The 22,084-nt window shown below is 60.1% G+C and carries 19 protein-coding genes; 5 read left to right on the top strand and 14 right to left on the bottom strand.

Annotated features, from left to right (window positions below; translation table 11 throughout):
• Positions 1-408: 408 nt before the first annotated feature.
• Positions 409-1,524: an ankyrin repeat domain-containing protein gene (locus ACQRBR_RS00825; protein WP_427812031.1), complete on the top strand. Its 1,116-nt coding sequence runs from the start codon at positions 409-411 to the stop codon at positions 1,522-1,524.
• 166 nt (positions 1,525-1,690) lie between these two features.
• Here the strand turns inward: ACQRBR_RS00825 and ACQRBR_RS00820 are convergent, their stop codons facing one another.
• The 14 genes from ACQRBR_RS00820 to ACQRBR_RS00755 all read right to left on the bottom strand — a co-directional run bounded on the left by ACQRBR_RS00820 (position 1,691) and on the right by ACQRBR_RS00755 (position 17,013).
• A complete protein-coding gene (locus tag ACQRBR_RS00820) occupies positions 1,691-2,353 on the bottom strand; it encodes a DUF6935 domain-containing protein (RefSeq protein WP_087353100.1) in 663 nt (220 codons plus the stop codon).
• Between the two features lie 95 nt (positions 2,354-2,448).
• Entirely contained in the window at positions 2,449-3,540 is a 1,092-nt protein-coding gene (locus ACQRBR_RS00815; RefSeq protein WP_087353098.1) for a nucleoside hydrolase, read from the bottom strand.
• Positions 3,541-3,555: 15 nt separating this feature from the next.
• The gene (locus ACQRBR_RS00810; protein WP_427812030.1) at positions 3,556-4,773 is read right to left on the bottom strand and encodes a hypothetical protein; all 1,218 of its coding nucleotides are present in this window, start codon (positions 4,771-4,773) and stop codon (positions 3,556-3,558) included.
• A 21-nt stretch (positions 4,774-4,794) separates the two neighbouring features.
• Positions 4,795-5,736, bottom strand: coding sequence for a DUF6935 domain-containing protein (locus ACQRBR_RS00805; RefSeq protein WP_427812029.1), 942 nt, complete (start codon positions 5,734-5,736; stop codon positions 4,795-4,797).
• A gap of 22 nt (positions 5,737-5,758) precedes the next feature.
• Complete coding sequence (locus tag ACQRBR_RS00800; RefSeq protein WP_427812028.1) at positions 5,759-6,406, bottom strand: hypothetical protein; 648 nt, start codon at positions 6,404-6,406, stop codon at positions 5,759-5,761.
• A gap of 206 nt (positions 6,407-6,612) precedes the next feature.
• Positions 6,613-8,703 carry a DUF2207 family protein gene (locus ACQRBR_RS00795; protein ID WP_427812027.1) on the bottom strand — a complete coding sequence of 697 codons (2,091 nt, stop codon included), beginning with the start codon at positions 8,701-8,703 and terminating at the stop codon, positions 6,613-6,615.
• Between the two features lie 3 nt (positions 8,704-8,706).
• Positions 8,707-9,273, bottom strand: coding sequence for a LemA family protein (locus tag ACQRBR_RS00790; RefSeq protein WP_427812026.1), 567 nt, complete (start codon positions 9,271-9,273; stop codon positions 8,707-8,709).
• Between the two features lie 14 nt (positions 9,274-9,287).
• Positions 9,288-9,779, bottom strand: coding sequence for a hypothetical protein (locus tag ACQRBR_RS00785; protein ID WP_427812025.1), 492 nt, complete (start codon positions 9,777-9,779; stop codon positions 9,288-9,290).
• A 130-nt stretch (positions 9,780-9,909) separates the two neighbouring features.
• Entirely contained in the window at positions 9,910-10,779 is an 870-nt protein-coding gene (locus ACQRBR_RS00780) for an ankyrin repeat domain-containing protein (RefSeq protein WP_427812024.1), read from the bottom strand.
• Between the two features lie 31 nt (positions 10,780-10,810).
• Positions 10,811-12,082 carry a DUF805 domain-containing protein gene (locus ACQRBR_RS00775; protein WP_427812023.1) on the bottom strand — a complete coding sequence of 424 codons (1,272 nt, stop codon included), beginning with the start codon at positions 12,080-12,082 and terminating at the stop codon, positions 10,811-10,813.
• Between the two features lie 83 nt (positions 12,083-12,165).
• On the bottom strand, positions 12,166-13,791 hold the full coding sequence (locus tag ACQRBR_RS00770; RefSeq protein WP_278901287.1) for a bifunctional metallophosphatase/5'-nucleotidase: 1,626 nt from the start codon (positions 13,789-13,791) through the stop codon (positions 12,166-12,168).
• A 91-nt stretch (positions 13,792-13,882) separates the two neighbouring features.
• Positions 13,883-15,364 (bottom strand): hypothetical protein, encoded by a 1,482-nt coding sequence (locus ACQRBR_RS00765; RefSeq protein WP_427812022.1) that lies wholly within the window; start codon positions 15,362-15,364, stop codon positions 13,883-13,885.
• 83 nt (positions 15,365-15,447) lie between these two features.
• The gene (locus ACQRBR_RS00760) at positions 15,448-15,711 is read right to left on the bottom strand and encodes a hypothetical protein (RefSeq protein ID WP_278901284.1); all 264 of its coding nucleotides are present in this window, start codon (positions 15,709-15,711) and stop codon (positions 15,448-15,450) included.
• A gap of 33 nt (positions 15,712-15,744) precedes the next feature.
• On the bottom strand, positions 15,745-17,013 hold the full coding sequence (locus tag ACQRBR_RS00755; RefSeq protein ID WP_278901282.1) for a TMEM43 family protein: 1,269 nt from the start codon (positions 17,011-17,013) through the stop codon (positions 15,745-15,747).
• Between the two features lie 365 nt (positions 17,014-17,378).
• Here ACQRBR_RS00755 and ACQRBR_RS00750 point away from each other — a divergent pair, with 365 nt between their 5' ends.
• The 4 genes from ACQRBR_RS00750 to ACQRBR_RS00735 all read left to right on the top strand — a co-directional run bounded on the left by ACQRBR_RS00750 (position 17,379) and on the right by ACQRBR_RS00735 (position 22,072).
• The gene (locus tag ACQRBR_RS00750) at positions 17,379-18,794 is read left to right on the top strand and encodes an ABC transporter substrate-binding protein (RefSeq protein ID WP_427812021.1); all 1,416 of its coding nucleotides are present in this window, start codon (positions 17,379-17,381) and stop codon (positions 18,792-18,794) included.
• Positions 18,795-18,977: 183 nt separating this feature from the next.
• Positions 18,978-20,411 carry a LuxR C-terminal-related transcriptional regulator gene (locus ACQRBR_RS00745; protein WP_427812020.1) on the top strand — a complete coding sequence of 478 codons (1,434 nt, stop codon included), beginning with the start codon at positions 18,978-18,980 and terminating at the stop codon, positions 20,409-20,411.
• 179 nt (positions 20,412-20,590) lie between these two features.
• Positions 20,591-21,397 (top strand): hypothetical protein, encoded by an 807-nt coding sequence (locus ACQRBR_RS00740; RefSeq protein WP_427812019.1) that lies wholly within the window; start codon positions 20,591-20,593, stop codon positions 21,395-21,397.
• A 21-nt stretch (positions 21,398-21,418) separates the two neighbouring features.
• Positions 21,419-22,072, top strand: coding sequence for a hypothetical protein (locus ACQRBR_RS00735; protein ID WP_427812018.1), 654 nt, complete (start codon positions 21,419-21,421; stop codon positions 22,070-22,072).
• Positions 22,073-22,084 lie beyond the last annotated feature (12 nt).

The raw sequence follows: 22,084 nt of genomic DNA, 5'->3' as shown, positions 1-22,084 counted from the left end.
GACATGTCCCTGTGACCGCAAAGAACGTTATCAAAGCGCCTTGTTATCGCGGGGGAATGTCCCGACGATGGGCCATGCATGCATTGGTCCCCCCTGTCCTTAGGAAGTGGGACGTACCTCGCGTATCCCGCAAAGGCCGGGAGACATGCCGACATGTCCCTGTCGGCATACCGGCGCGTGCTCTTTTCTCTGCTCCGATCATAGCCGGACATCTTTTAGGGAGCATCATTCTGATGATGGATGGGCGCCGTTTTTTCAAAAAAATAAAAAATCCGTCTCATCACAGTAATGAGAAATGCGTCGTATAGTGCAGAAAAATTTTTTGCGATGTCATTCCGGCAAGGATGCGTTTACTTGATGCCTGGGCCATACTCGTCCCATGTCGCCCCTATGACCATGGAGGTTCCCATGCAGAAAAAGTTCATGACGTTGGGGATGGTACTGTGTTTCTGTCTTTCCCTTTGGGCCCGCCCGGTCTGGAGCGCGGAAGTATCCGCCATCATGGCCGCCGTGCTTGAAAACGATGTCTTCGCCTTGGAGGAGGCGTTGAAGCCCGGTACCGGGATCGATGCGACGGACAGTCGCGGCTACAGCCCCTTGGATGTGGCGCTGGCGCACGGAAACGTGTCCGGCGCGCCGGGCATGGTGACGCTTTTGCTGCGGCATGGGGCTCGTCCCGGTCCCGGTCCCGCCGATTCGTCCTTGACGCTGGCGCGCCTGCTCGTCACCCAGGCCCCCCCCGACCAGCTGAAGGCCGCCCTGCAGGCCTCGGGCAAGGTGGATGCCGCCATGCCCAATGGTCTGACCGCCTTTTTGTGGGCTGCGGCACTGGCGTCTGACCCGGCCGTTCTGGATGCCCTGGTGAAGGCCGGGGCCAATCCCCGGCAGGTCCTGCCGGGTGGCGATGCCCGGCTGGGGGACAATGCGCTCCTGCTGGCGGCCGAGCATAACGGGAATCCGGAAATCATCCGCTTTCTGCTGCGCCATGGCCTTGATGTGAACAGTCGCTCATCCATGCTGGGAGACAGCGCCTTGATGCTGGCCTGCCGGGCAAACAGGAATCCTGCCGTGGCGGAAGTCCTTGTTCGTCACGGCGCCGATGTGAACCTGCGCAACGGGGTAGGCTCGTCGGCCTTCCTGTTCGCGGCGCGCCGGGCGGACGGCCTGGCCCTGCTGCGCCTGCTGGCGGAGCGGGGAGCGGACGTACGGGCGGTCGATGACAGCCTATCCAATGCCCTGCACATGGCCTGTGCGGGACAGGGCGGCCCTGAGGCCATTGGCTTTCTGCTGTCCGCAGGTCTGCCCGTCAATGGACGGACCGGGAAGGATTTTGGTGCGTACAGTCCCCTGATGCTCGCCGTGCGCAACGCCAGCCCTGATGCGGAGGTCATCCGCCTGTTGCTGCAACAGGGCGCGGACCCGGGCCTGCACGACATGGACGGCAACCGGGCCGGGGACGGTCTGCCCGCAGGGCGCATATCCTGGCTGAAGCGGAACGGTCTGGCGGAGATCCTGCAGGACTGAGCTGGAAGCCATGCGGCTTTCCGGGGAAAACATCTTGGGCCTTGTTCTCCCGCTGCCATCGATGCCGGAGGGCAGGGTAACCATCCATCAGCACAGAGGAAACGCAGAGGCGATATCATGGGACATGATCCGTCAGGAAGGACATGCCGTGATATCGCCTCCTGTTTCATCGCCTGTTGTCATAATCCGCATCATGACTGTTGTCAGGACGGGAGCTGGCAGGGTCGCGTACCTTCAGATAGGTGTCCGCGTTGTTGATGACGTACCAGAGCCCGTCCTGGTACTGCTTGACCCAGACGATGCGGCGGCTGTCGGAGCCGGACGAGATCAGGAAGACCCGGACATAGTCGGCTTCCTGGGATGTGCCGGAAAAGACCAGCGAGTAATTTTCGGGCGACATGCGGTAGCCGTTTTCGGGACTCGTTCCCGCGGCGAAACTCCTGAAGATGTAGTGGCTGGCGGGGTCCTTCAGACGGCGTGCGAAGGTCACGTACCTCTGGCTGCTTTCCCAGCCGGCATCAGCGTGCATGATGTAGCGCAGCATCTTGGAGGCTTCCGTCCGGCGACCGGGCTCGAGGTAGCAGAAGACGGCGTCAAAATACATTTTGACAGCGCCCTCAGGGCTCCGGGCAACGGACTGGCAACGCGACTTGAACTCGCTGAAGTTCGCGGGCAGTCCCGCCGGGGCGTCAATGGATGTCGTCCTGCCGCTGTTCATGAGGGGATCGAGAAGCGCGGCATACCTGGACGAATGGGGAAGCGTGGGGACGCATGCGCACAGGAGCATACCGCAAAGTAAGGCCAGACAGGCGAAGAGGGGCTTTTTCATGTCTTCATTCCTCCAGGACTATCGCGTTGGTGGGCGTGAGGGATGTTATGGAACTGTCACAGAGGGCTTCGCCTGCCTGACCATGGGGAGGAGCATCAGCGGGCGGACTTCCAGTACGTCTTGTCGTTGACCATGTTCCAGAAACGTTCCTGATCGATATCAGTCACGATACGGGCCTTGGCGCAGCCGGAGGCGGCGAACTTTGGGAAAGCCAGGGACTGCCCGTAGGACAGGCCGTACTGGGTGTTGACGTCGATGGCGCATGTCTTTTCCGCAGTGATGATGCCGGGATCGATGATGGCGGCAGCCACCAGCACGTCCCAGACGAAGTGGGTGAAGTTGGCGTCCTTGGCGAAGGTCTGCCCCACAAAGGTCTTCTTCAGGATATCGGCCTGGGGGCTCTTGCCAAGGCTGGCAAGAAAACGGTCATAATGGGCCTTGCGGAAGACCACCTTTTCGCACACGTCCAGACCGAACACGATCTGCTCCTTGAAGGGGGAGCGCACGGTGATCTGGGCGGCTTCGGGGTCTATCCACCAGTTGAATTCCGCCGCCGGGGTCACGTTGCCGGGCTGGAAGAAGCTGCCGCCCATGTAGACCACGCGCTTGACCAGGGGCACGATGTCCGGAGCCATGCGGATGGCGGCGGCCAGGTTCGTGCAGGGACCGATGGCGGCGATGGTCACTTCATGGGGATTGGCCCGGATGGTGTCGATGATGAAATTGACGGCATGCGTGTTCAGCGGCTCGAACTGCGCTTCCCTGCCGTACTGCTGCTTATAGAAGTCCTGCCAGCTGGCGGGTTCCGGACGGCCCAGCGAGCCCAGCCAGGCGTCATGCCCCATGCCGAACTGGGTACGCTCCATCTCGAAAAGCTCGTGCCGCTGCGGGCGCAGGGGGTAGCGCATGCCCTCCACCACAGGGATGTTGCGTCCTTCGATCTCCAGATGGCGCAGGCTGTAGGCCACGCCCTCCTGTACCCAGCTGTTGCCGGTGACGCAGGTCACGCCCAGCAGGTCGATGCCCGGCGCATTGGCCAGCATGATGAGGGCGACCCCGTCATCGAACATTTCGACCATATCCGTATCCAGCAGGACCTTTTCTTTCTGCTGGGCCGCCTGGACACTGGTTACGCAGAGCATGCACAGCATGGCCATGCCCAACATCATATGGGTAAGGATCCTCATCTTTGTCCTCCTTGCCTATTTCGTCCGGGGAAAGGACGGTGAGCGCATCTTGTTCCAAAGGGCTTCTCCATATGCGGCGGAAAGCCTGTTGTCGTTGGCCTTGATCTTGCCAAGGAATTCCGTGATCAGGGTGGACGTTTGTGTACCGGGGTTCTCCAGAGCCACGCTCTGCAACGCCGCCATCCACGTCTTTTCCATCCTGTTCTTATTGTAGCGAGGGAAGGCCGGCGTGTTGGGCAGGTCGCTGAACAGGATGTGGGTCATGAATTCCAGGTACCGCTTTTTGCCTTCTTTGAAATACACGCTGTCGGCAGGCACCGTGTTCAGGTAGCGTTCCCACTGCACGGCCCAGGTGCCCATCTCCTTCACGGGATAGCGGCAACCGCCATCAGTGAACAGGACGGACGGCTGGCTGTCCCGCAGGGACATATAGTCGCTATAGGCGGCCACCGGAGGCTCGAAGCTGACCCTCTTGCGCAGGGCGCTCACGTCGGCCGCGAAGAAGGTGATGCCTTCGGCCATCTGCGGGACCAGTCCATACGCGGCTAACAGGGCCAGCACCTTCTGGTCATCGGCGCCCAGCGGGGTCTGGGGATGGCCATATCGGGCACTCAGCCAGCGGTCCAGGAGGGCCGCCATGTGCTTGTCCATAGCCTCGACGTCAGCGGAGGCGAAGGGGTCCTCATCGGCCCAGGCCAGCATCGTCATGGCCGCCTCGTCGGGCTCCATGCCTTCCAGCCGGCCGAGGATGGCATTGCAGGCCTGTACCCAGGCCTCCAGGGCCGCCTTCAGGACGGCTCCGTCCACGGCGCCGTTGCAGGCCAGATCCGTGACCTGGGGCGCGACCATGCGCTCCACGCGCACACCCTGTGCCGTCGCGGCGGCCGCGGTTCCGGCCTTTTGCAGGGGCGTCCCGTTTTCGTCCGCTACCTGCACCACGTCCGCGGCACGGATGTAGGCATCCGGGACCTTATACACAAAGTGGGCATAGGCCATGCCTTCGCCGGCCTTTGTCTGGAACTCCACCATCCTGATCCACTGCGGGCTGGAACCATCCCCGGTCATGTCGCTCACGATCCAGCCCTTTTGGGCCGTACCCAGCACCTTGGCACCAGCGGCCGCGTCCGCGCGCACGGGGGTATCCCGCAGGACCTGCCAGAAAGCGGCTTGGGCCGTACCCGCGTACAGGAGCATGCCCAGCGCGCAGCACGGGACGATCCAGGTCTTCTTCATCGTTATCTCCTTTTGCCCATGCTACCAGATGGACATTTCCGCCTCGCCGCCTTCCGCAGGCGGGGCCACCGGAGGCGAGGTAGCTTCCACGGACTGTGGTTGTACCGTCGCAGGGGCTGCGTGTTCCTCTGGCTGGGGCCGTACCACCGCAGAAGAGGCATTTTCCGCAGGCTGCGGCTGTGTCGCCGGAGGAACGGCAGTCTCTGTAGGTGTCGGTTGCGCCGGCGCAGCGGAACGTTCCGAAGACTGCGGCTGTGCCTCCGGTGGAGCAACGCTTTCCGCAGGTTCCGGTCGTGTTGCCACAGGAGCGGAGACTTCCGCAGGCGGGGCTTGGGGCGCCGGCGCGGTGACGTCGAAATCGGCATCATGGCTGTTGCCCATGCCAGAGACCGCAGGGTCACGGACCTTGGCGTACGTGTCCGCATTGTTGATGACGTACCAGAATCCGTCAGGATACTGCTTGACCCAGACCCGGCGGTCCGAGTCGGCCCCGGACGAACGCAGGAACACGCGGGTATAATCCTGCTGCCGGTCCTTTCTGGTAAAGACCAGCCGGTAAGCATCGGGAGACATGCGGTAACCGTTCTCGGGGCTGGTCCCCGCCGCGAAGCTCCTGAAGATATAGTGCAGGGAGGGATCCTTCAGGCGGCGCAGGAAGGTGACATGCCGCTGGTTCCCTTCCCAGTTGGCATCCGTGTGCATGATGTAGCGCAGCATCTTGGAGGCTTCCGCCCGGCGGGCCGGGTCCAGGTAGCAGAAGACCGCGTCGAAATACATTTTGACGGCACCTTCAGGGGTAACGGCGGCCCTACGGCAGCGTTCCTTGAAGTCCGCATAGTTCGAGGGAAGGCCCTGCGACGGGGCCGCGTGGCCGGGCGCGACGGAAAGGGCGCAGGACGCCAGGCAGATGCCCGCACTGAGCAGGAGCAGGGCGATGGTGCGGAAAAGAGAAGCTGTCCTCATGATTCTTCCTTAAGGATGGCTGTTAGTTCGAGCACAGGAAGGAGCCGAGATACTGGGCGATGGCATCCGACGACATGGAAACGGCCCCCTTCTGGGCAAAGATATGGGGCTTGAGGGCCTCTCCGGCGGGGAGCCGCAGCTTTTCACAGGCTCCGATCTTGGTGCCGGATCTCAGGGCAAAGATCGCCGTTACCTCCCGTGTGGACACCTTGTCCCAGAGATCCAGATCATCCCCGGCAAAAGCATAGGCATTTTTCTGGCATCCCACACACCAGACATGGTTGATCTTTGCCTTGATGGCCGAACCTCCCTTGATGACCACATAATTGTCGATCTGTTCCATGATGACATAGGCGGAGGTCATGAATTCTTTTTTCTTGTCGAACATGTGCGAGCCATCAAACATCTTTTCACACTTTTTGATGGGACTTCTGGTCTTCAGCATGAGCCATCGGGACTGCTGGAAATTGGGGTCCTTGTGCTGGACGATCTTCCCGTCGAGCGTGTCGGGAGCGAACGTGAAATACCGTTTGCCGCACGACCAGCACATCCACTCTATGACAGGGATGGTACGTTCCTCACCGGAGTCGGCCGCCAGGCTGACGCCTGTACCGCCCAGAAGGAAACAGAACAGCAGGGCCACGGCCGGCAACGTCATGCATCTTTTCATGGTCATCCACTCCCCGGCATACACGCGGGATCTGTTGTTGGCCCATCCGTCCGGCGAGGTCAGGCGATCCGGTCCGGGGATGGCGGGTGTTTGTCTTTTCGAAGGAGCATGGGGCGTCGCTGGCGACACGGCCCCATGCTCCCTTGTCCTGACCCCGGACCTGTATCATCCGATGTCCGTCCGGAGCGGTCATCTGCCGTACAGGGCTACAGACCCTGCATGCGGTGTTCGTATTGGGCCATCATATGCAGCGAACCGCCACGGAACTGCAGATCCGCCAGCGAGTTGGCAAACTGAGCTCCCCAGGCCTTTTCCAGACCAAGCGCCACGGCGTAGGGGAGGAAGCGATGGAATTCTTCCGGTGTCCGTTCCGGCGGATTGAAAGTGTTGAGGCGCGATGCTTCCGCTGTTCCGAGATACAGGGCAAGGCCTTCGATTTCCGCCATGAGCTTTTCGGCCTTTTGGGCAGGGCGCTTCATGAGGGGCATGAAGAACATGGGCAAAAGCAGCATGCCCATAAAGGCCAGATTGCCGCTGCCCATGAAGCTGTTGGCGACGAAGACCATACCGCCCACGACAAAGAAGATCAGGAGGAACCCCAGGATCTTCAGGGGGATGAGAAAGACGGCCTTGATGTCTCTGGTCAGCCAGAAGAGATAGGCCGTCAGTCCCAGCCAGAGCAGGGAGCGCGCCGCCTGCCAGCTGTGCATGAACTGGTACAGGAAGAAGTCCGCCATGCTTGCGTCGAGGATGGCGTCATACACCAGCATGACAGGCCAAAGCAGGACGTAGATCCCCAGAAGGATCATGTTGATGACGCCCATCTCCTGCCAGCGGACCCAGATGCTGATGCCATACTGTGACCAGCGATGGACCACATAGGTGAAGCCGAGCGTCAGGCAGGTGACGGCCAGGACGGCGGCCATGTCCGCGGCGCCGAAATTGAGCCAGAGGAAGCCCTGCACCAGGATGGCCCCCCCGTAACAGAGGATGAACATCATGCTGACCAGGCCCCCGTTCAGCTGCCACATGTCGCGGTACTGGGAGGCAAGGGCCTCGTATGCCACAGCGCGGGCCTCGGCCACCTGCCAGGCACTCTTCCTGCCCACTTCCAGAGGCTGGGGCGGACGGGCGGGAAAGAGCCGGCGCAGGCAGAGCCGTTCCGCCAGGTCGAAACCACGGCCCGCCTTCAAAAGGTCTTCCCAGATGCGGCGCTTCTGCTGGCTGCTTTCTTCCCCTGTAGCCTTGCTTTCGCTGCCGGCGTCGTCAGCGGGGACCCGCTTCAGGATCTCGTCGCTGGTCTGCAGGACATAGGGATCCTTGCGGCTGCCTGTACCTGTCATATCCACCAGCTTCTGGGTCGCTAGGTTCAACAGGAGCGCGGAAAATCCCCGGGATGTCAGCATGGCCGCATCGCGGATATAGGCCACAGCCGCCGGAGAAAGCGTTTTGCCATCCGGCCCGAGGGGCGGATAGAAAAGCGGGATGGAGACCCGGGGGCGCGGATCCTTGCCGAACTTGAACCAGAGCCCGCCGCACAGGAGCAGAAGCAGCGCAAAAAGGCCCCACAGGGAGCTTTTGACGATGGAGAGCGTTTCTTCCGAACCATCGGAGGCAACGACACCCTTGTTCCATTCCACGGAAACGACAAAGTGCTCTCTGTCCACTATGGGCGCTTCGCCACGGAAGAAGGCCACCCCGTCCTTGTTGATCCACTGGGTGACGGGCTTGTGCCCCACGGTCTCATTCCCCAGGCGGGACCACTGCTTGCTGACAGTGGCTCCCTTGGGCAGGCTGATGGCGCAGGAAAGCCTGACAGGCCCCTTGTCAAATCTTTTGCCCCATATATCCCAGTCCAGCCTGTCCACGTCCGAGAGGAAGAGAATCCTTTCCCTGGCCTTATACGTCAGAGTATATTCGTGTACTGGCAAGCTTGTGTCCCGGGCCGCAAGACGCACGTAGCGGTTATTGTCCTGCTCATTCACGTACACGCTGGGAGTAACGGGCTTGCCGTCGGCTTTGACCGACACCAGCTCCATGTCCGATTCCTGTACGAAGGGGGCCAGACTGCCGTAGATCCTTGCGCCACTGCTCAGAGGGCGCTCCACGATAGGCCCAAAACCTTTCAGCCGTTCGGTGATGGTAAGCACTCCGTCAGGCGCCACCTGGATGAAGACAAAGCAGGAAGGCATCGCCGGGGACGAAGCGGCAGGGGGCTGACCTTCCGCCCCGAAGGCAGCGGCTGACGGACAGTACAGGCCAGCCCACAGCAGAAGAAGCAGGATGACGCGGCACATGGCTTAAAACTTCACTTCCGGCACAGCCGCTTCCGCAGGGTCGGCCAGTTCAAAATAATCTATCTTGTTGAAACCAAAGGCATGAGCCACCAGATTGCCGGGAAACTGCAGCACACGATTGTTCTGGTCGCGGGCCGTGCCGTTGTAGTAACGGCGGGACAGCTGGATCTCGTCCTCCAGCAGGGAAAGCTGCTCCTGGAGCTGCATGAAATTTTCATTGGCGCGCAGGTCGGGATAGTTCTCCGATACCGCGAACAGGGAACGCAAGGCTCCCATCAGCTGGTTTTCCGCATGGGCGATGGCCTGCACCGATCCGGAAGAAGAGGCGGAAACAGCGCTGGCGCGCAGCTCGGCGATCCTGGTGAGCGTCTCCTGTTCGTGGGTCATGTATCCCTTGACGGAATTGACCAGCACGGGGACCAGGTCATGACGGCGCTTGAGCTGGACACTGATGCCGCTCCATGCCTCCTCCACCATGTTCCTTCCTCTCACCATGCCGTTGTAGAAGAGGATGAGGCTTATGACCAGGAGGACGACGATGGCTGTGATGATGCTGCCGGTGATGATCATGATGCACGCTCCATTTACTTGTTGGCGATTTCCTCGGCGGTCAGGTACAGGGAACCGTCTCTACCGCTCTGGTTCAGGGAAAAGAGCCGATTCGTACCATCTTCGGCCGCATAGAAGAAACCGATATTGGGGATGCTGCCCATCATGGGAATGACGGCGCAGATGGGCGTGTCCGGCGTGAACATGTCACGGGCATGCAGCGTCGCCAGCACCTTGAACCGTATGGTCGAATCATTGGGGTCATCGTTGTCCGCCAACGTGATGGCGACGATGCGGAAGTTCTTCAGAGGCTTTTGGGCTGTGACCAGCACCCTGGCCGCATGATCCTCGCCGGAGGCCATGACCATCTCATAGCCGGCGGCGGCCAGCTTTTCCGGTGAGTCCGTGAGTTCCTTCACGGTTATGGGTGCATCTATGGGGCTTTCGGTCCGGGCATGGGCCAGGCCCATGGTGCCCACCGCGATCATGAGCGCCACAAGGACAGGGATCAGGCTCGTTCTCAGCATGGTTGCCTCCTATTCTCCATGTCGGTATTGCTTGCTCCGCATGACATCCGCGGGCGGAGCGAGGAGTTGCTTGCGTTCGTCGGCATGCATGGCGCTGCGGCAGGCATGCCTGTCGTCCGGGCGCATTCGTTTACTTCGTCCGCTGTTGCCGCGCGCTGTTGTCCCATAGCCAGCCGAAACCGGACTTCTTCAGCCAGGCTTCACGCTCGGGCCGCAGTCCTTCCCAGGCGCGCTGCCCCTGGGTGTCCCGGACTTCCGTATCAGCGCCCCGTTCCAGCAGGGCCTTGATGACTTCCGGGCTCGGGCTCCTGCGCACAGCCAGCATGAGGGCGGTCTCGCCCATCATCTGGGGATTGGTCAGGGCATTGACGTCCAGGCCCGTATCCACAAGGAGGTGGACAGCCTGGGGATCCTCGCCCTGTTCGGCCACGAGGTGCAGGACGTTATGCCCCCCGGCCTCTTCGGGCAGTCCCTTCTTCGGATCTGCTCCGCCTTTTATCAGCGCGTGCAGTACCGATGCGTCCGGCTGGAACACGGCCGCCCACAGCAGGGGGGTGAAACCGTTCGGTAGTATTTCGTTCGTTCCGCCAAAGTTTATGGTGCTGCGCCATTCCTCCAAAGGAGCCTTGCGAACAGCCAGTCTGGCCAGATTCAGAGGCGGGCCGAGATACGCTTCCGCTTTTCCGGTGCCTGGGCGCGCACCAAGCTGGACCATAGACTGAACAGCACCAAGTTCCTGTGCGGAAGCACCTAACAGGGCATAATCAAGAACCGTGAGACCTGAGCTGTCCTCTTGATTCCATGCATCGCCTTCCCTGTGAGGAACAGGCTCATCGCTTTCCTGCATACCTTCATATACCCATTCCTGTTTGTCTGCCCAGGCCTGCGCATAGTCATTGAGGACTAGGAATTCAGTGGTTGCCACTGCGGTGCCGGGCACGCCCAGAGCGAATGCTGCCAGAAGCAGAACAAAACAGTAAGGGAACAGACGGACTGACATAAGGGAGCCTCCCATGTGGTCTGCCGGTTGTTTATTGGGATATAGTACGGACCTCGATGGGGTGAGGCACGGCAAAATCCATGCCGTACAGCCGTATGTTTTTGGGCGTGGAACCATCCAGTTCAGGGAAAAAGAATGTCAGCTTTTGCGCGGCCCGCTCCGGTACGGTCACGAGGCGCTCCCCGACGCTGCCCGGTTCGTGGACGAAATCTTCCTGATCCAGCAGAAGGACCTGCCGCTTGTCTGTGAGCCCGGCCAGACGAACCGGGAATTCCTGCGGGTTCCTGACGGCCAGCGTGATGCGCCAGGAACGGTCTTCCAGTTGTTCGGCCTTGAGCACGCGCGTTTCGGTCAGGGCCGCCAGATCCTTACCGCTGCTGATGACACGTGTGCCGTCCGAACCGTCGAGCTGGGCCTGCAGGTCGCGAGCGCCTTCCTGCATGCCCCTGGTCATGCCGCCGATGGCCTCCCCCATGACGGAGATGAGACCGCCGAAGGCTTCCTGGATGCCCTGTTCCATGCCCTGCCCGGAGGAGGGGGAGGAGGATGCGGAAGAGGCGCCGGGCGCGGCCGGGTTCGAGGCCACGGAAGCAGACTGGCCCGCGTCGGCTGCGATCCCGGCCGACGGTGTGGCAAGGCTCAGGCCCGCCAGACAGAACAGGCACAGGAGCATGCCCACAAGGCGCGTATGGCCCTTCTCCGCCGGCTTTTCCGTCGCTGGCGGAAAAGCCTCTTCAGGCTGTGTCACCGGCGCGGTCCGCGCTGCCGCTGTCACTTGCTGTTCAGGTGCGGCCTCCGTCACCGGTGCGGTCTGCATTGCCGGTCCCGTCTGGGGTACCGGCGCTGTCTGCGCGACGGGTCCAGGCTGCTGTGCTGCCTGCTGCTCCGGCGTCATTCCCGCCTGTGCCCCGTATTCACGGGCGCCGAAGCGGTTGGGCGCGGCCTTGCCGGGCAGGCAGAAAAAGATGATCAGGGGGATGATGCCCACGACGGTCAGGCCCAGCAGCATCCACCAGCCGCGGAAGTCGATGTCGTGCAGACGCCGCACACCCACGGCAAGCATGGGCAGGAAGAGCACGAGCTGGACGATGCTTGCTGCCCCGTCCGCTGCCTCCGTGCCCATAAGGTGCTGGACAGCGGCGTAGACCACCATGCCGAGGAGGGTATTGAACAGGGAGAACCACCAGTATTCCGCCCGCGTGGCGCGTCCGCGGAAAGTGGCGTACTTCCTGATGCAGCGGACAACGGACTCCGGGAAACCCAGCATGGGCAGGTTGGGGGGCATGCTCTGTGCGCTGTTCATGAAGATCCTCCTTTGGAGAGCCTGTCGGGATCGTTGCGTTACCGGTGCGGCCAGATCCGCTGCCCGCTGTTTCCTAGGCACGCCTACTGGCGGATGATGCGCTCAGCCTTGGGCTGGGGCAGGGGCGAGTGCTTCTTCAGGTAGTCTTCCACCACCGTGATATCGATGGGTTCGGGCGAAGGGATCACCTTGCTGTCCTTGAGCATCGCATACGCGTCCCCGCCGCGCGCCAGGTACTCGATGGTGACGATCACGTAGCGGGCCTTGAGATCGAGAGGCGTGGCCGTGTCCTTTTCGTCCAGGATCTCCGCCCTGACGATGCGGGAACCCGCCGGACGCGCGGCGTCGACCACATAGCGCAGGCCCGCGGTGTGCAGCAGGCGCGGGCCCTGGCCGCCTTCTTCGGAAACGCCGTGTTCAAGAGCTGCCAGCAGTCGTTCTCCCGTGATCTCGCGCATCACCAGCGTATTGCCGAAGGGGATGACGCTGAGCAGGTCGCCCCGGGAAATATCGCCCGCGGGCAGGGCAGCACGCACGCTGCCGCCATTGCACAGGGCCACCTGGCCGCCAAAGGGGCGGGCGTATTCCAGCATGGCGTCAGCGATGAGGCTGCCCCCCAGACAGTCGTCCTCCCGGCAGGCGTCTATGCCGTCAGGCAGGGAAAGATGGTGGCTGCCCACCTTGTGGTTGCGGAATTCGTCCAGGCTGGTGGCATACTTCTGCACCAGAGCGCTTGTTTCTGCATCGCGCGGTTCCGGGGCAGCAAGCTCCCGTGCGCCACCGTTCCAGCGGAGAGGAACGCCCTGTGCGTCAAAAATGACATTGAGTTCGCCCAGATACTGCGCGGCACGCTTGGCAGTGACCACCAGTACAGGCTGCCCCGAGGGGGAACGCTCGATAATGGGGTAAGGGCCTTCTTCGGAATCAGGGCCCAGATAGCTGTGGCTGTGGCCGCCCACGATGATGTCCACGCCGTCCACGCTGCGGGCCAGCTTTCTGTCTTCGGACAGGCCGATATGGGTGAGGGCGATGATGTGCTTCACGCCCTGCGCTTCCAGATCCTTGACCGTCCTTTGCAGGCAGGCAGCCGTATCCTCGAAAAATGTGCGGGGGCAGGCGGCGGCCAGGCTCACCACCTCGTTGTTGGCTATGCCCACCACGGCCACCTTCTGCCCGCGTACCGTGAGCAGGGTGTAGGGAGCATAGTTGCCCTTGAGCATGGGGCAGCCCTTTGCAGGCTTCAGGTTGGCTGCCAGCACGGGAAAGGAGAGGGCCGCCAGAAAGCGCGTCAGCTCCAGACAGCCTTCGTCGAATTCGTGGTTGCCCAGGGTCATGGCGTCGTAGGGCATGTGCTGATCCAGCTCGGCCAGCATGGGCCACTTGTTCACGCTGTAGAAAAGGGTCCCCTGGAACTGGTCGCCCGCATCCAGGGCGATGATGTTGTCGCTCCGGGACTTGGCCGTGCGGATGGCGGTGGCGATGCGGGCCAGCCCGCCGCGGCAATCCGTGTCATCGAAGCAGGCATTACCGTACTTGTTGATGCCCGCAATGTGGGAATGGGTGTCGTTGGTATGCAGGATGGTCAGGGAAAGAGCGCCTTCCGCCGGGGAGGCATGCCGCGCGGGTGAACAGCCCCCCTGCACCAGAGACAGGGCAAGGAACAGGAGCGCTGTGCAGACTGTTGCCACGTGATGGGACAGATACGGCATGGGTGTCCTCCCCGGGGAAGGCTGGAGACCTTGTTGGTTACTGGACCGGCAAGGGGCCGCAGGCCTGTCGCTTGCGGCCCCTTGCTGTGGTTTAGCGCTGTTCGACCTTCACGGTCTGGGCAAAGCCGCCCAGTTCGGCCTCAGGGAAGGCGCCCTTGGAGACGACCACCCGCTTCAGGTTGGGCAGGGACTTGAGGGGAGCCAGGCTGGTGACGCCCGTAACCTTCTTCATCTCAAAGGTGGTGAGCTCGGTGCAGCCGGCCAGGGCCTCGAAGTTGGCGATCTGGCTGTCATTGATCGTAATGCTCTTCAGGCCGGGCATCTTGGCCACGCCGGCCAGGCTGAAGGGTTCGCCTTCCTTGTTGACCCGGATCAGGGTCAGCTTGGTCAGGGAGGTGCAGCCGGCCATCTCGCCCGAGTTCACGACCTTGGTACCGCTGATGCTCATTTCCTTCAGCTTGCCCCAGCCCTTGGCGGCGGCCATGTCGAAGGGATCGCCCTTCTTTTCATTGTAGGACGAAACGATGGTGAACTTCTGCAGTTCCGTCAGGTTGGCCAGGGCGGCGGAATTGGTGGCGCCGTTCACCCCCCAGAGCCGGAGGTCCTTCAGGGTCTTGGCCTTGGCCACACCGCTCAGGTCGCATTCGGGAGTCTTCATGTTCCAGATCTGGAGCTTTTCCACCTTGGAAGCACCCAGGGGGGAGTAGTCGGTCACGTATTCGGCGAACATGTCGAACTCACGCAGGGCAGGCAGTTCGGCCACAAAGGAGATGTTGTCCAGCTTGGTGAGACCGCCATCGAGCTCGGTGACCTGCTTCAGCGCGGCCAGGGTGGAGAAGTCGGCATCCTTGACGGCATAGTAGCTGAGCTGCTTCAGCTTCGCGCACTTGGCCAGGGGGCTGAAGTCCTTCACCGTGGCGCCATAGAGGCTCAGCTCGCGCAGGTTGGGCATACTGGCCAGGGGCGACAGGTCCTGGATGGTGCAGTATCTCAGTTCGAGCTTGGAGCTGCCCAGGGACTTGAGCGGCGAAAGGTCGGCCGGAGAGGCACCGTTGAGGGCCACGCGGGGATCGCCCTTCAGGGCGGGGAAGCCTTCAAAGGAGGTCAGGGCGCTGCCGGCGTTGATCTCGATCTCCCTGAGGGCGGTCAGGCCCGTCATCCACTTGAGGTCGGGGCCCATCTTCTCGCTCTTCAGGCTGATCCTGGTCAGCTGTGTGAGGTTGGCCAGAGGCGACATATCCGTCACCTTGTTGGCTTCCAGCTCAAAATAGGTCAGGTTCTTGAGCCCTGCCACAGGAGCGATGCTCGTGAGGCCACCCTTGACGCTGAGGCGGCTGGCATTGGGGAAGGCCTGGCAGAACTTGGCCAGGTCCGCATCCTTGACGCCCTCGAGCTTGAACTCCGGCGTCTTGATGCTGCCGGCTATCTCCCTGGCCTGGCTGAGGCCTTCATCGGTGAGGGATTCTTTCACGATGACGGAAGAGCCGGAACGGTTGACGGAAGGCGCCGCGTAGGCCGCCGAGACACTCAGGCCCAGGGCCAACATGGTGCAAAGGATGTTCTTCACGGACATAGGGCTTCCTCCTGTTTTTTTTTGTGGAATGCGTTGTCCAAATGTTTTTTTTTGGGGGGGAGCGACCGTCACCGGGGGCGGCATCACTTCTTCGGGCATCTGCCGCGCAGGGAGCGGGCATAGGCGTCGGCCTTGGCCTTGTCCTTGAAACCGGGATAGGTGATCAGGTCGACGGAAGGATTGTTCCCGAAGCTCCTCAGGTAGTTGGAGACCTGGTTGCCGTTGCCGACCTCAGGCCTGCCGCTGGCGGTGCAATACACGTAGTACCTGTCCCACTTGAGTTCCATTGTCCATGCCGTCGCACAGAAGGCGTGCAGGACAAAGAGTGCCAGGATGAGCTTCTTCATGTCTTGCTCCTTGGGGTTGAGGGGACGACTCCGTCAGGAGCGCGGAGCCGGTTCCGAGGGATCCTGGGCCGGGGCGGCGGGGGCGGCCTTCTTCATGCGGCCCTTGACGAACAGCAGGATCACCAGGACGAGCGCCGCGCCCAGCAGGCAGGCACCCAGCACGGGACGGAAACGGATCCAGGCGATGGCGATGATGACCATCGACCAGGCGGTGCCCAGCAGGCCTGCCACCAGGCCCGTACCGGCGCCCACGATGCTGCCCAGCAGGGGGATGACGTCGGCGAGGACCTTGAGGGGGGCGAAGACCATGCCGAAACCGGTGACGCACAGCACGAGGCCCAGGCCGCGCAGGATCCAGGCCATGGTGGCGTTGCCGCTCTTGGCGGCATCGAACATGCTGTTCATGTCCTGCGTGCCCATGCTGAGGCGGGAGAAGGTGTTGCCGTTGGAGGCACGGAAGGGAACGAAGGTATCGCCGTTCACCTTGGCGAGGATGGAGACCTCGGCGGCCGGGGTCTCGAAGAAGGTCACGCGCACGTCGCCGATGGCCGGGGCACCGGGCTCACGGCCCACATAGATGGTGTTGGTCTGGGTGTGGATCATGCTGGCACCCTGCTGGCCCACCACCTGGGATGCATCCAGGCTGGCATTGGGAGCAAAGAAAGCCTTCTGCAGTTCGGCGCGCTGGGTATCGGTGAGGGAAATGTCCAGAGGCTTCTCACCGCCGATGGAGCGGGTCAGGAAGGCAGGGAAGCGGTAAGCGCCGAAGGTCACGTTGGGGGCGAGCCAGTCCGCGGCTTCAGTCTGGATGCGGGTCTTGTTCTCGTGGCCCACCATCTGCTTGAAGGACTGGGAATCCACAGGGTGGTTCACCCATTCCCTCGAGTAGGTGTAGGTGGTGACGGTCTCTTCCCCGCCGCCCAGCTTCTGGCGCTTTTCCGATCTGCGGTGTTCCACCCACTGGTAGTATTCCACCTTGCGGCGCAGCTTGATGGCGTTCACCTTGACGCCGAACACCGGGTCGGTCAGCTCGTCCTTCGTGACAGCACGACCCGTGGCATACACCATCTTGCCCTCGAAGGCGCTGTCGACCTTGGTGATGGCGGGCATGGGCTCCGTCGCCAGCTGGGCCTCGACGATGGCATCGCCCGTGCGCACGGTGCGGCCTTCGTTCCACCACAGCAGGGCCGTGGCTGCGATGATCAGGAGGAAACCTGTTCCGATCCCCTTAAAGGAATCTCCGAGGCGGGAAAACCAACTGGTGCTTGTGACTTCCGTGTAAGAATCGTTTTCGTCGCTCATGGCTTTTTCCTTGCTAAGCGGTTGCGCAGTTCCGGGGGATCACAAACTTCCCCGCTTCTTATACGGAAGATAGGCGAAGGCTTCGTTCAGGGCATCATCCCTGTAATGAACAGGGAGCATTTTTTTTGATCTACCAAGCCGTCTGGTAAGAAAAAATATCTCATCCCAACAATGAAAACCGCTTCATTCACCTAGGAAAAAAGATTTCATCCTGATGATGAAAAAAGGACGTATCTCTTTGATAAAACAGATGTTATTTTGAAAAAACTACGCAAGCCGGATGCATGGACAGATTGAGCTTGTTTGCAAAAAAGGATATGAAATAAACAAGATAAACTTTTCTGGCCTTTTTCGGGGAACTGGTTATGCGCGTATGGCAGGACAATATGGAGCACGGCACGACGCCGGATGCAAAGCCGGCGGCATTTGCAAGAGTGCTTTGCAGGACATTCCTGCGAGGCATGCTCGTTGTGTACGTCCTTCTGCTTTGTGCTTGCACCGATTCCCCGCTTGATCCTGACAAGCCCGTCACCCTGACCATGTGGCATGTGTATGGCGCACAGGCCCGTTCCCCCATGAATATGCTGATCGACCGTTTCAACCAGACGGTGGGGAAGGAGCAGGGCATCATCATCAATGTCACTTCCGTCAGCAGTACCTGGACCATCCACGACGAGCTCGTGGCGTCAGCCCGCAAAGATCCGGGAAGCGAAGAGCTGCCTGACCTTTTCACATGCTATCCAAAAACAGTGGCCATGATCGATAGCGCAAGGCTTCTGGACTGGAAAAAGCATTTCAGTGAAGAAGAGCTGAAGAACTATGTTCCGGCCTTTCTTGAAGAAGGCATGATAGGCGATGCGCTTTACGGGTTCCCTTTTGCCAAATCCACCAATCTTCTCTATGTCAATGACACCCTTTTTGAGCCCTTTAGCCGGGAAACGGGCATAACGCATGCCGATCTCGCTACAATGGACGGCATATTCCGTGCGGCCGACCGTTACCATGAATGGTCCGGCGGCAAGTCTTTCTTCATGTATGACGACTGGATACACTATGCCATGCTCAACTCAGAGGCGCTGGGTGAACCCTTTTTCGAGAAAGGATGCATCCGCTGGGACAATCCTGTCCTGCTGAAGATATGGCGCCCCTTGGCCAAAGCCGCAGCCAACGGACAGCTGTGGCTCAATCCCGGCTATAACAGTACCGTCATGATGATGGGGGAGGTCGTGTGCGGTGTGGGCTCTTCCGCCGCCATCCTTTACTTCAATGACACCCTCACATTAAGGGACAATACGACCCTCCCGCTCAGGTTGACTATTCTTCCCGATCCACGTTTCGGGGGCGCAAAACGGCTGGACATCCAGCGGGGCTCCGCGCTGTACGCAAGTGCCTCCACCCCGAAAAAGGAATACGCTGCCGCAGTTTTCTGCAAATGGATCACCAGTCCGGAAGTCAATCTTTCCCTCACCATACAGGGAGGATACATGCCTGTTCACAAGGAGGCCTTCCAGAAATTGATGCAGGCAAAACAGGCCGATTTTCTTAATGATCGCTATTGGCAAGCTTACAAGGTACTGCGGTCACTTTATGAAACGTCCACGTTTGTTCCCGCTCCTGATTTTGAACATTATGGCGAACTGGAAAAGCGGTTTGGAATGGCCCTGCGTGATGTCCTTTCCACATATCGTGGAACATGGTTCAGTGTTGACAGCAACTCTGACAGAGTTGTTCAATCAACACTGATGCAGATGAAGAAACATTTAGACGTACCTTTTCATTAATAAATAGCTGTCATGCGATTTGTATCACCTACTTTCTTTTCTTTTAGAGTAGGAAAGCTTCCCCTTCGGGTGCGTCTTGGTGTATATTTTTTATCTTTTGTTCTTATTTTGCTTATTATTTTGCTGACACTGCTTTTCATATTTGATTTCTTGCCGGCTTCCCAAAAGAAGATAGGCGAGGATATGGATGATTATCTTACTGTATACGAAAGAAATATTTCCCTGCATATGGGAAATATCGTCGCTGCCAGCCAGCGTCTTGCTCCTGAACTGGTGAATGCTGTCGAAAAGACCCTGGCCCAAAACAACGCTGTGTTTAGCGACGTGACTGATAATGCCCAACTCATAGGCAAGCTGGAGTATGAAAGCATCCCGCTGCTGATCCAGAGCCTGAGGGAATCCCGTTCCACCGGGGCGTTCATCATCCTGGAAGCGACGCTCAACAGCTCGCTTCCCAAGGCAGCCACGTCGCGCTGCGGTGTCTATCTGAAGATCAACACTCCTGTTAATTTCAATACGGTAAAGGCGCCTGTGGCCTGGTTGCGCGGGATGCCGCAGATTGCCAGCCGCTATCGCTTTGCCATCCACAATAACTGGGACATGGAGTTTGACATCTCCCATATCTCCAAATGGGATGAACTGCTCCAGGAGGCAAAACAGGCCCCGAGAAACAGTTATTTTTTTGCCAAGGCGCATTATCTGCGCGGGACATGGGAAAAAGTGCTTTTGATCTGCATCCCTATGTACGGGAAGAACGGCGAGATATACGGGGTCTGTGGCCTTGAGATCAGCAGTCTGCTTTTCAAACTGGCCCACGCACATCTTTCGCCTCCCCTGACCGGTCTGACAGGGGTCCTAGCCTTGCGGCAGCAAGATGACGAGGGGGGAGTGAGCCTGGACACCGGAGCGGGTTTTCAGGACGGGCCTGCCCTGGCCATCCCGGAGGACTCTTCCGTCTACAAGGTCACTGCAGAGAAAGATTACAACCGCTACAGCGATGGCGAGATCGTCTTTGTGGGCAGGGAAAAGCCGTTGCGGCTGGCGCCGCTTCCGCTTTTTGGCGAAGATGCCACCTGGGTTGCCGCGGTATTGCTGCCCCAGCAGCGGGAACGAAGCATGCTGATGCATCGTTATATCCTTGTGGCGTCTTTCCTGATGATCTTTTTGGCCATCGCCCTGTTGCTGGCCATATTCTTTTCCCGCTGTTACGCGGCACCTGTCCTGAAGGGCATACGCAATGCCAGGGAGGAAGGAGGCTCAGGCGGCACGACCCAGATCCGGGAGCTGGATGAACTCATTGCCTTCATGAAGGCCAGAGAGCAGGAACTCATTTGCCAGATGGGAGAAAACGCCCATGAAATGCGCGACGCTGACCAGGTGGAGTTGAGCGCATATCGCATGTTCGTCAATCAGATAGAGACCCTGACGAAAACAGAACGCATCGTCTTCGATCTTTATATCACCGGCCTCAACTCACATGAGATCGCCAACAAGCTCAATCTGTCCATCAATACCATCCGCACGCATAACCGGAATATCTACGCCAAGCTCAACGTCACTTCCTACAAGGAAATGATGGTCTACATCCAGATGATGACGGGCAGGCAGCAAGGCTGAGTACCCCGATCCCCAAAGAGCAGAGCCCCCGGACAGGGGGCTCTGCTCTTTTCATCTTCATGATGACACGTTTTTTCGACTTTTTGCGCGTTTTTCATCGCAAGGATGATGCATGGTCATCCCGTGTCAGGCTATGACGCTCCCAACAGGCAGCCTATCCAACGCCTGAGGAGGGAACCATGAAAGGCATACGCACACGCCTGTTGTTCGTGGCGTTTTTTGCCCTGTGTCTGACCATCGCGGCCCCGGCCCGTGCCCATGAGGATACCCCGGAGATGAGCCGCGCCGATCTCCTGCTCCTGCAGGATACTGTGGCCCGGCTCTGGACACTGCATGTCGGCATCGGCGAAAAGCAGCCCGGAGACAAGGCACCGCATGAGACCTTCGGTCTTGTGAAAGACGAACAGCTCTCTCCCGCTTTTGTAGCACGCCTCGTCCTCCAGCTGGTGGACCCGGATGCCGGCACGCAACGTCTCCTCCCGGAGATGGTCGCCACCCCCGAAGACCGGAAGAGCATGCGCGTCTTCGACAAAGTGCCGCAGCGCTACACCGTCTACCTTCCCTTCACGGTCCTGGAGGCCACGGCGCGGGAGTACCTGGGCTGGCCCTTCGACAAGGCGGCCCTGCCCAAGGCCGATTACATCTTGCTGAGCGAAAAGGGCCTGTTCCTCGACTATGACGCCATGTTCCAGTCCTGGCCCCTGCGCCATCAGCAGCAGGCTTTCGCCCTGCCCATCAATCTGTACCAGCATGGCGGAGATAACTGGATCATGGAAGGCACGGTACGTGTCCCCGAGCAGGCGGAAGGCGATATCTGCCGCATCAGCAGACGGGAAAGCTTCGGCATGCACCTCAAAAGGACGGACGGTTGCTGGCGCATCCTTTTCCTCGGCTTTTGCGACGGCTGCCACCCCCTTCTCTTCGGCAATAACGGCATGCCGGACGACCGCGGGCTCCTCCATGTCCTCGGCTTTGACATGCAGTAAGTTTCCCCAGCGAGGTGGATCATGAACAAAATCTTGCTGTTGGTGGTATCGGCCTGCCTGCTGCTCTGTCCCCTCTCCGCTTCCGCGCAAGGGAAGGCCCCGTCCCGGGCGGAAGTGCTCGTCATGAAGGACAATCTGCTCGTCCTCTGGAGCATGGGCCTGATGAAGAGTGCCCCCAAATCCCAGGAGGCCCTGTGCCGGGATGCGCTCTTCTTCCTCATCCTGGCTGAAGGCTCGGCCTGCGGCGTAGATCGCCATATGGCCCCTGATCACTTCCAGGGCATTGCCGAAAACTACGAGGGCTTCGTGCCGAAGCAGAAGGTGGAGGAGGCCGCCCGGACCATTTTCGGTCAGGAAGTGACCCAGCACGTTGCCTCCAGAGGAACCTATTTCGACGGCAATGGCTATTTTCTCGATTTTTCCGTGCTAAGCGACAAGACGGGCAATACCTGCAACCTATCCCCGGTTGATCTGCTGCCCGGCTATGCCAATCTGGAGGTGATGGAGCCCACAAGCGGAAACAACTGGGAAATGTTCGGTCGTCTTCAGCGCTTCAAGGAAGTGGACGGCGGGGAAATCCTGTGGAGGGAAGCCGTGTTCCGCGTCACCGTGCAACTCCAGGATGGAAAGCTGCTGCTCAGGAGTTTTGAGTTCACTGAACAGCCTATGGGATAACAAGGGCGGACA

Source organism: Desulfovibrio sp. SGI.133 (assembly GCF_050313955.1).
GTDB lineage: Bacteria > Desulfobacterota > Desulfovibrionia > Desulfovibrionales > Desulfovibrionaceae > Desulfovibrio.
Note: the sequence above shows the minus strand (reverse complement) of the source record. Positions and strands in the feature narration are given on the sequence as shown.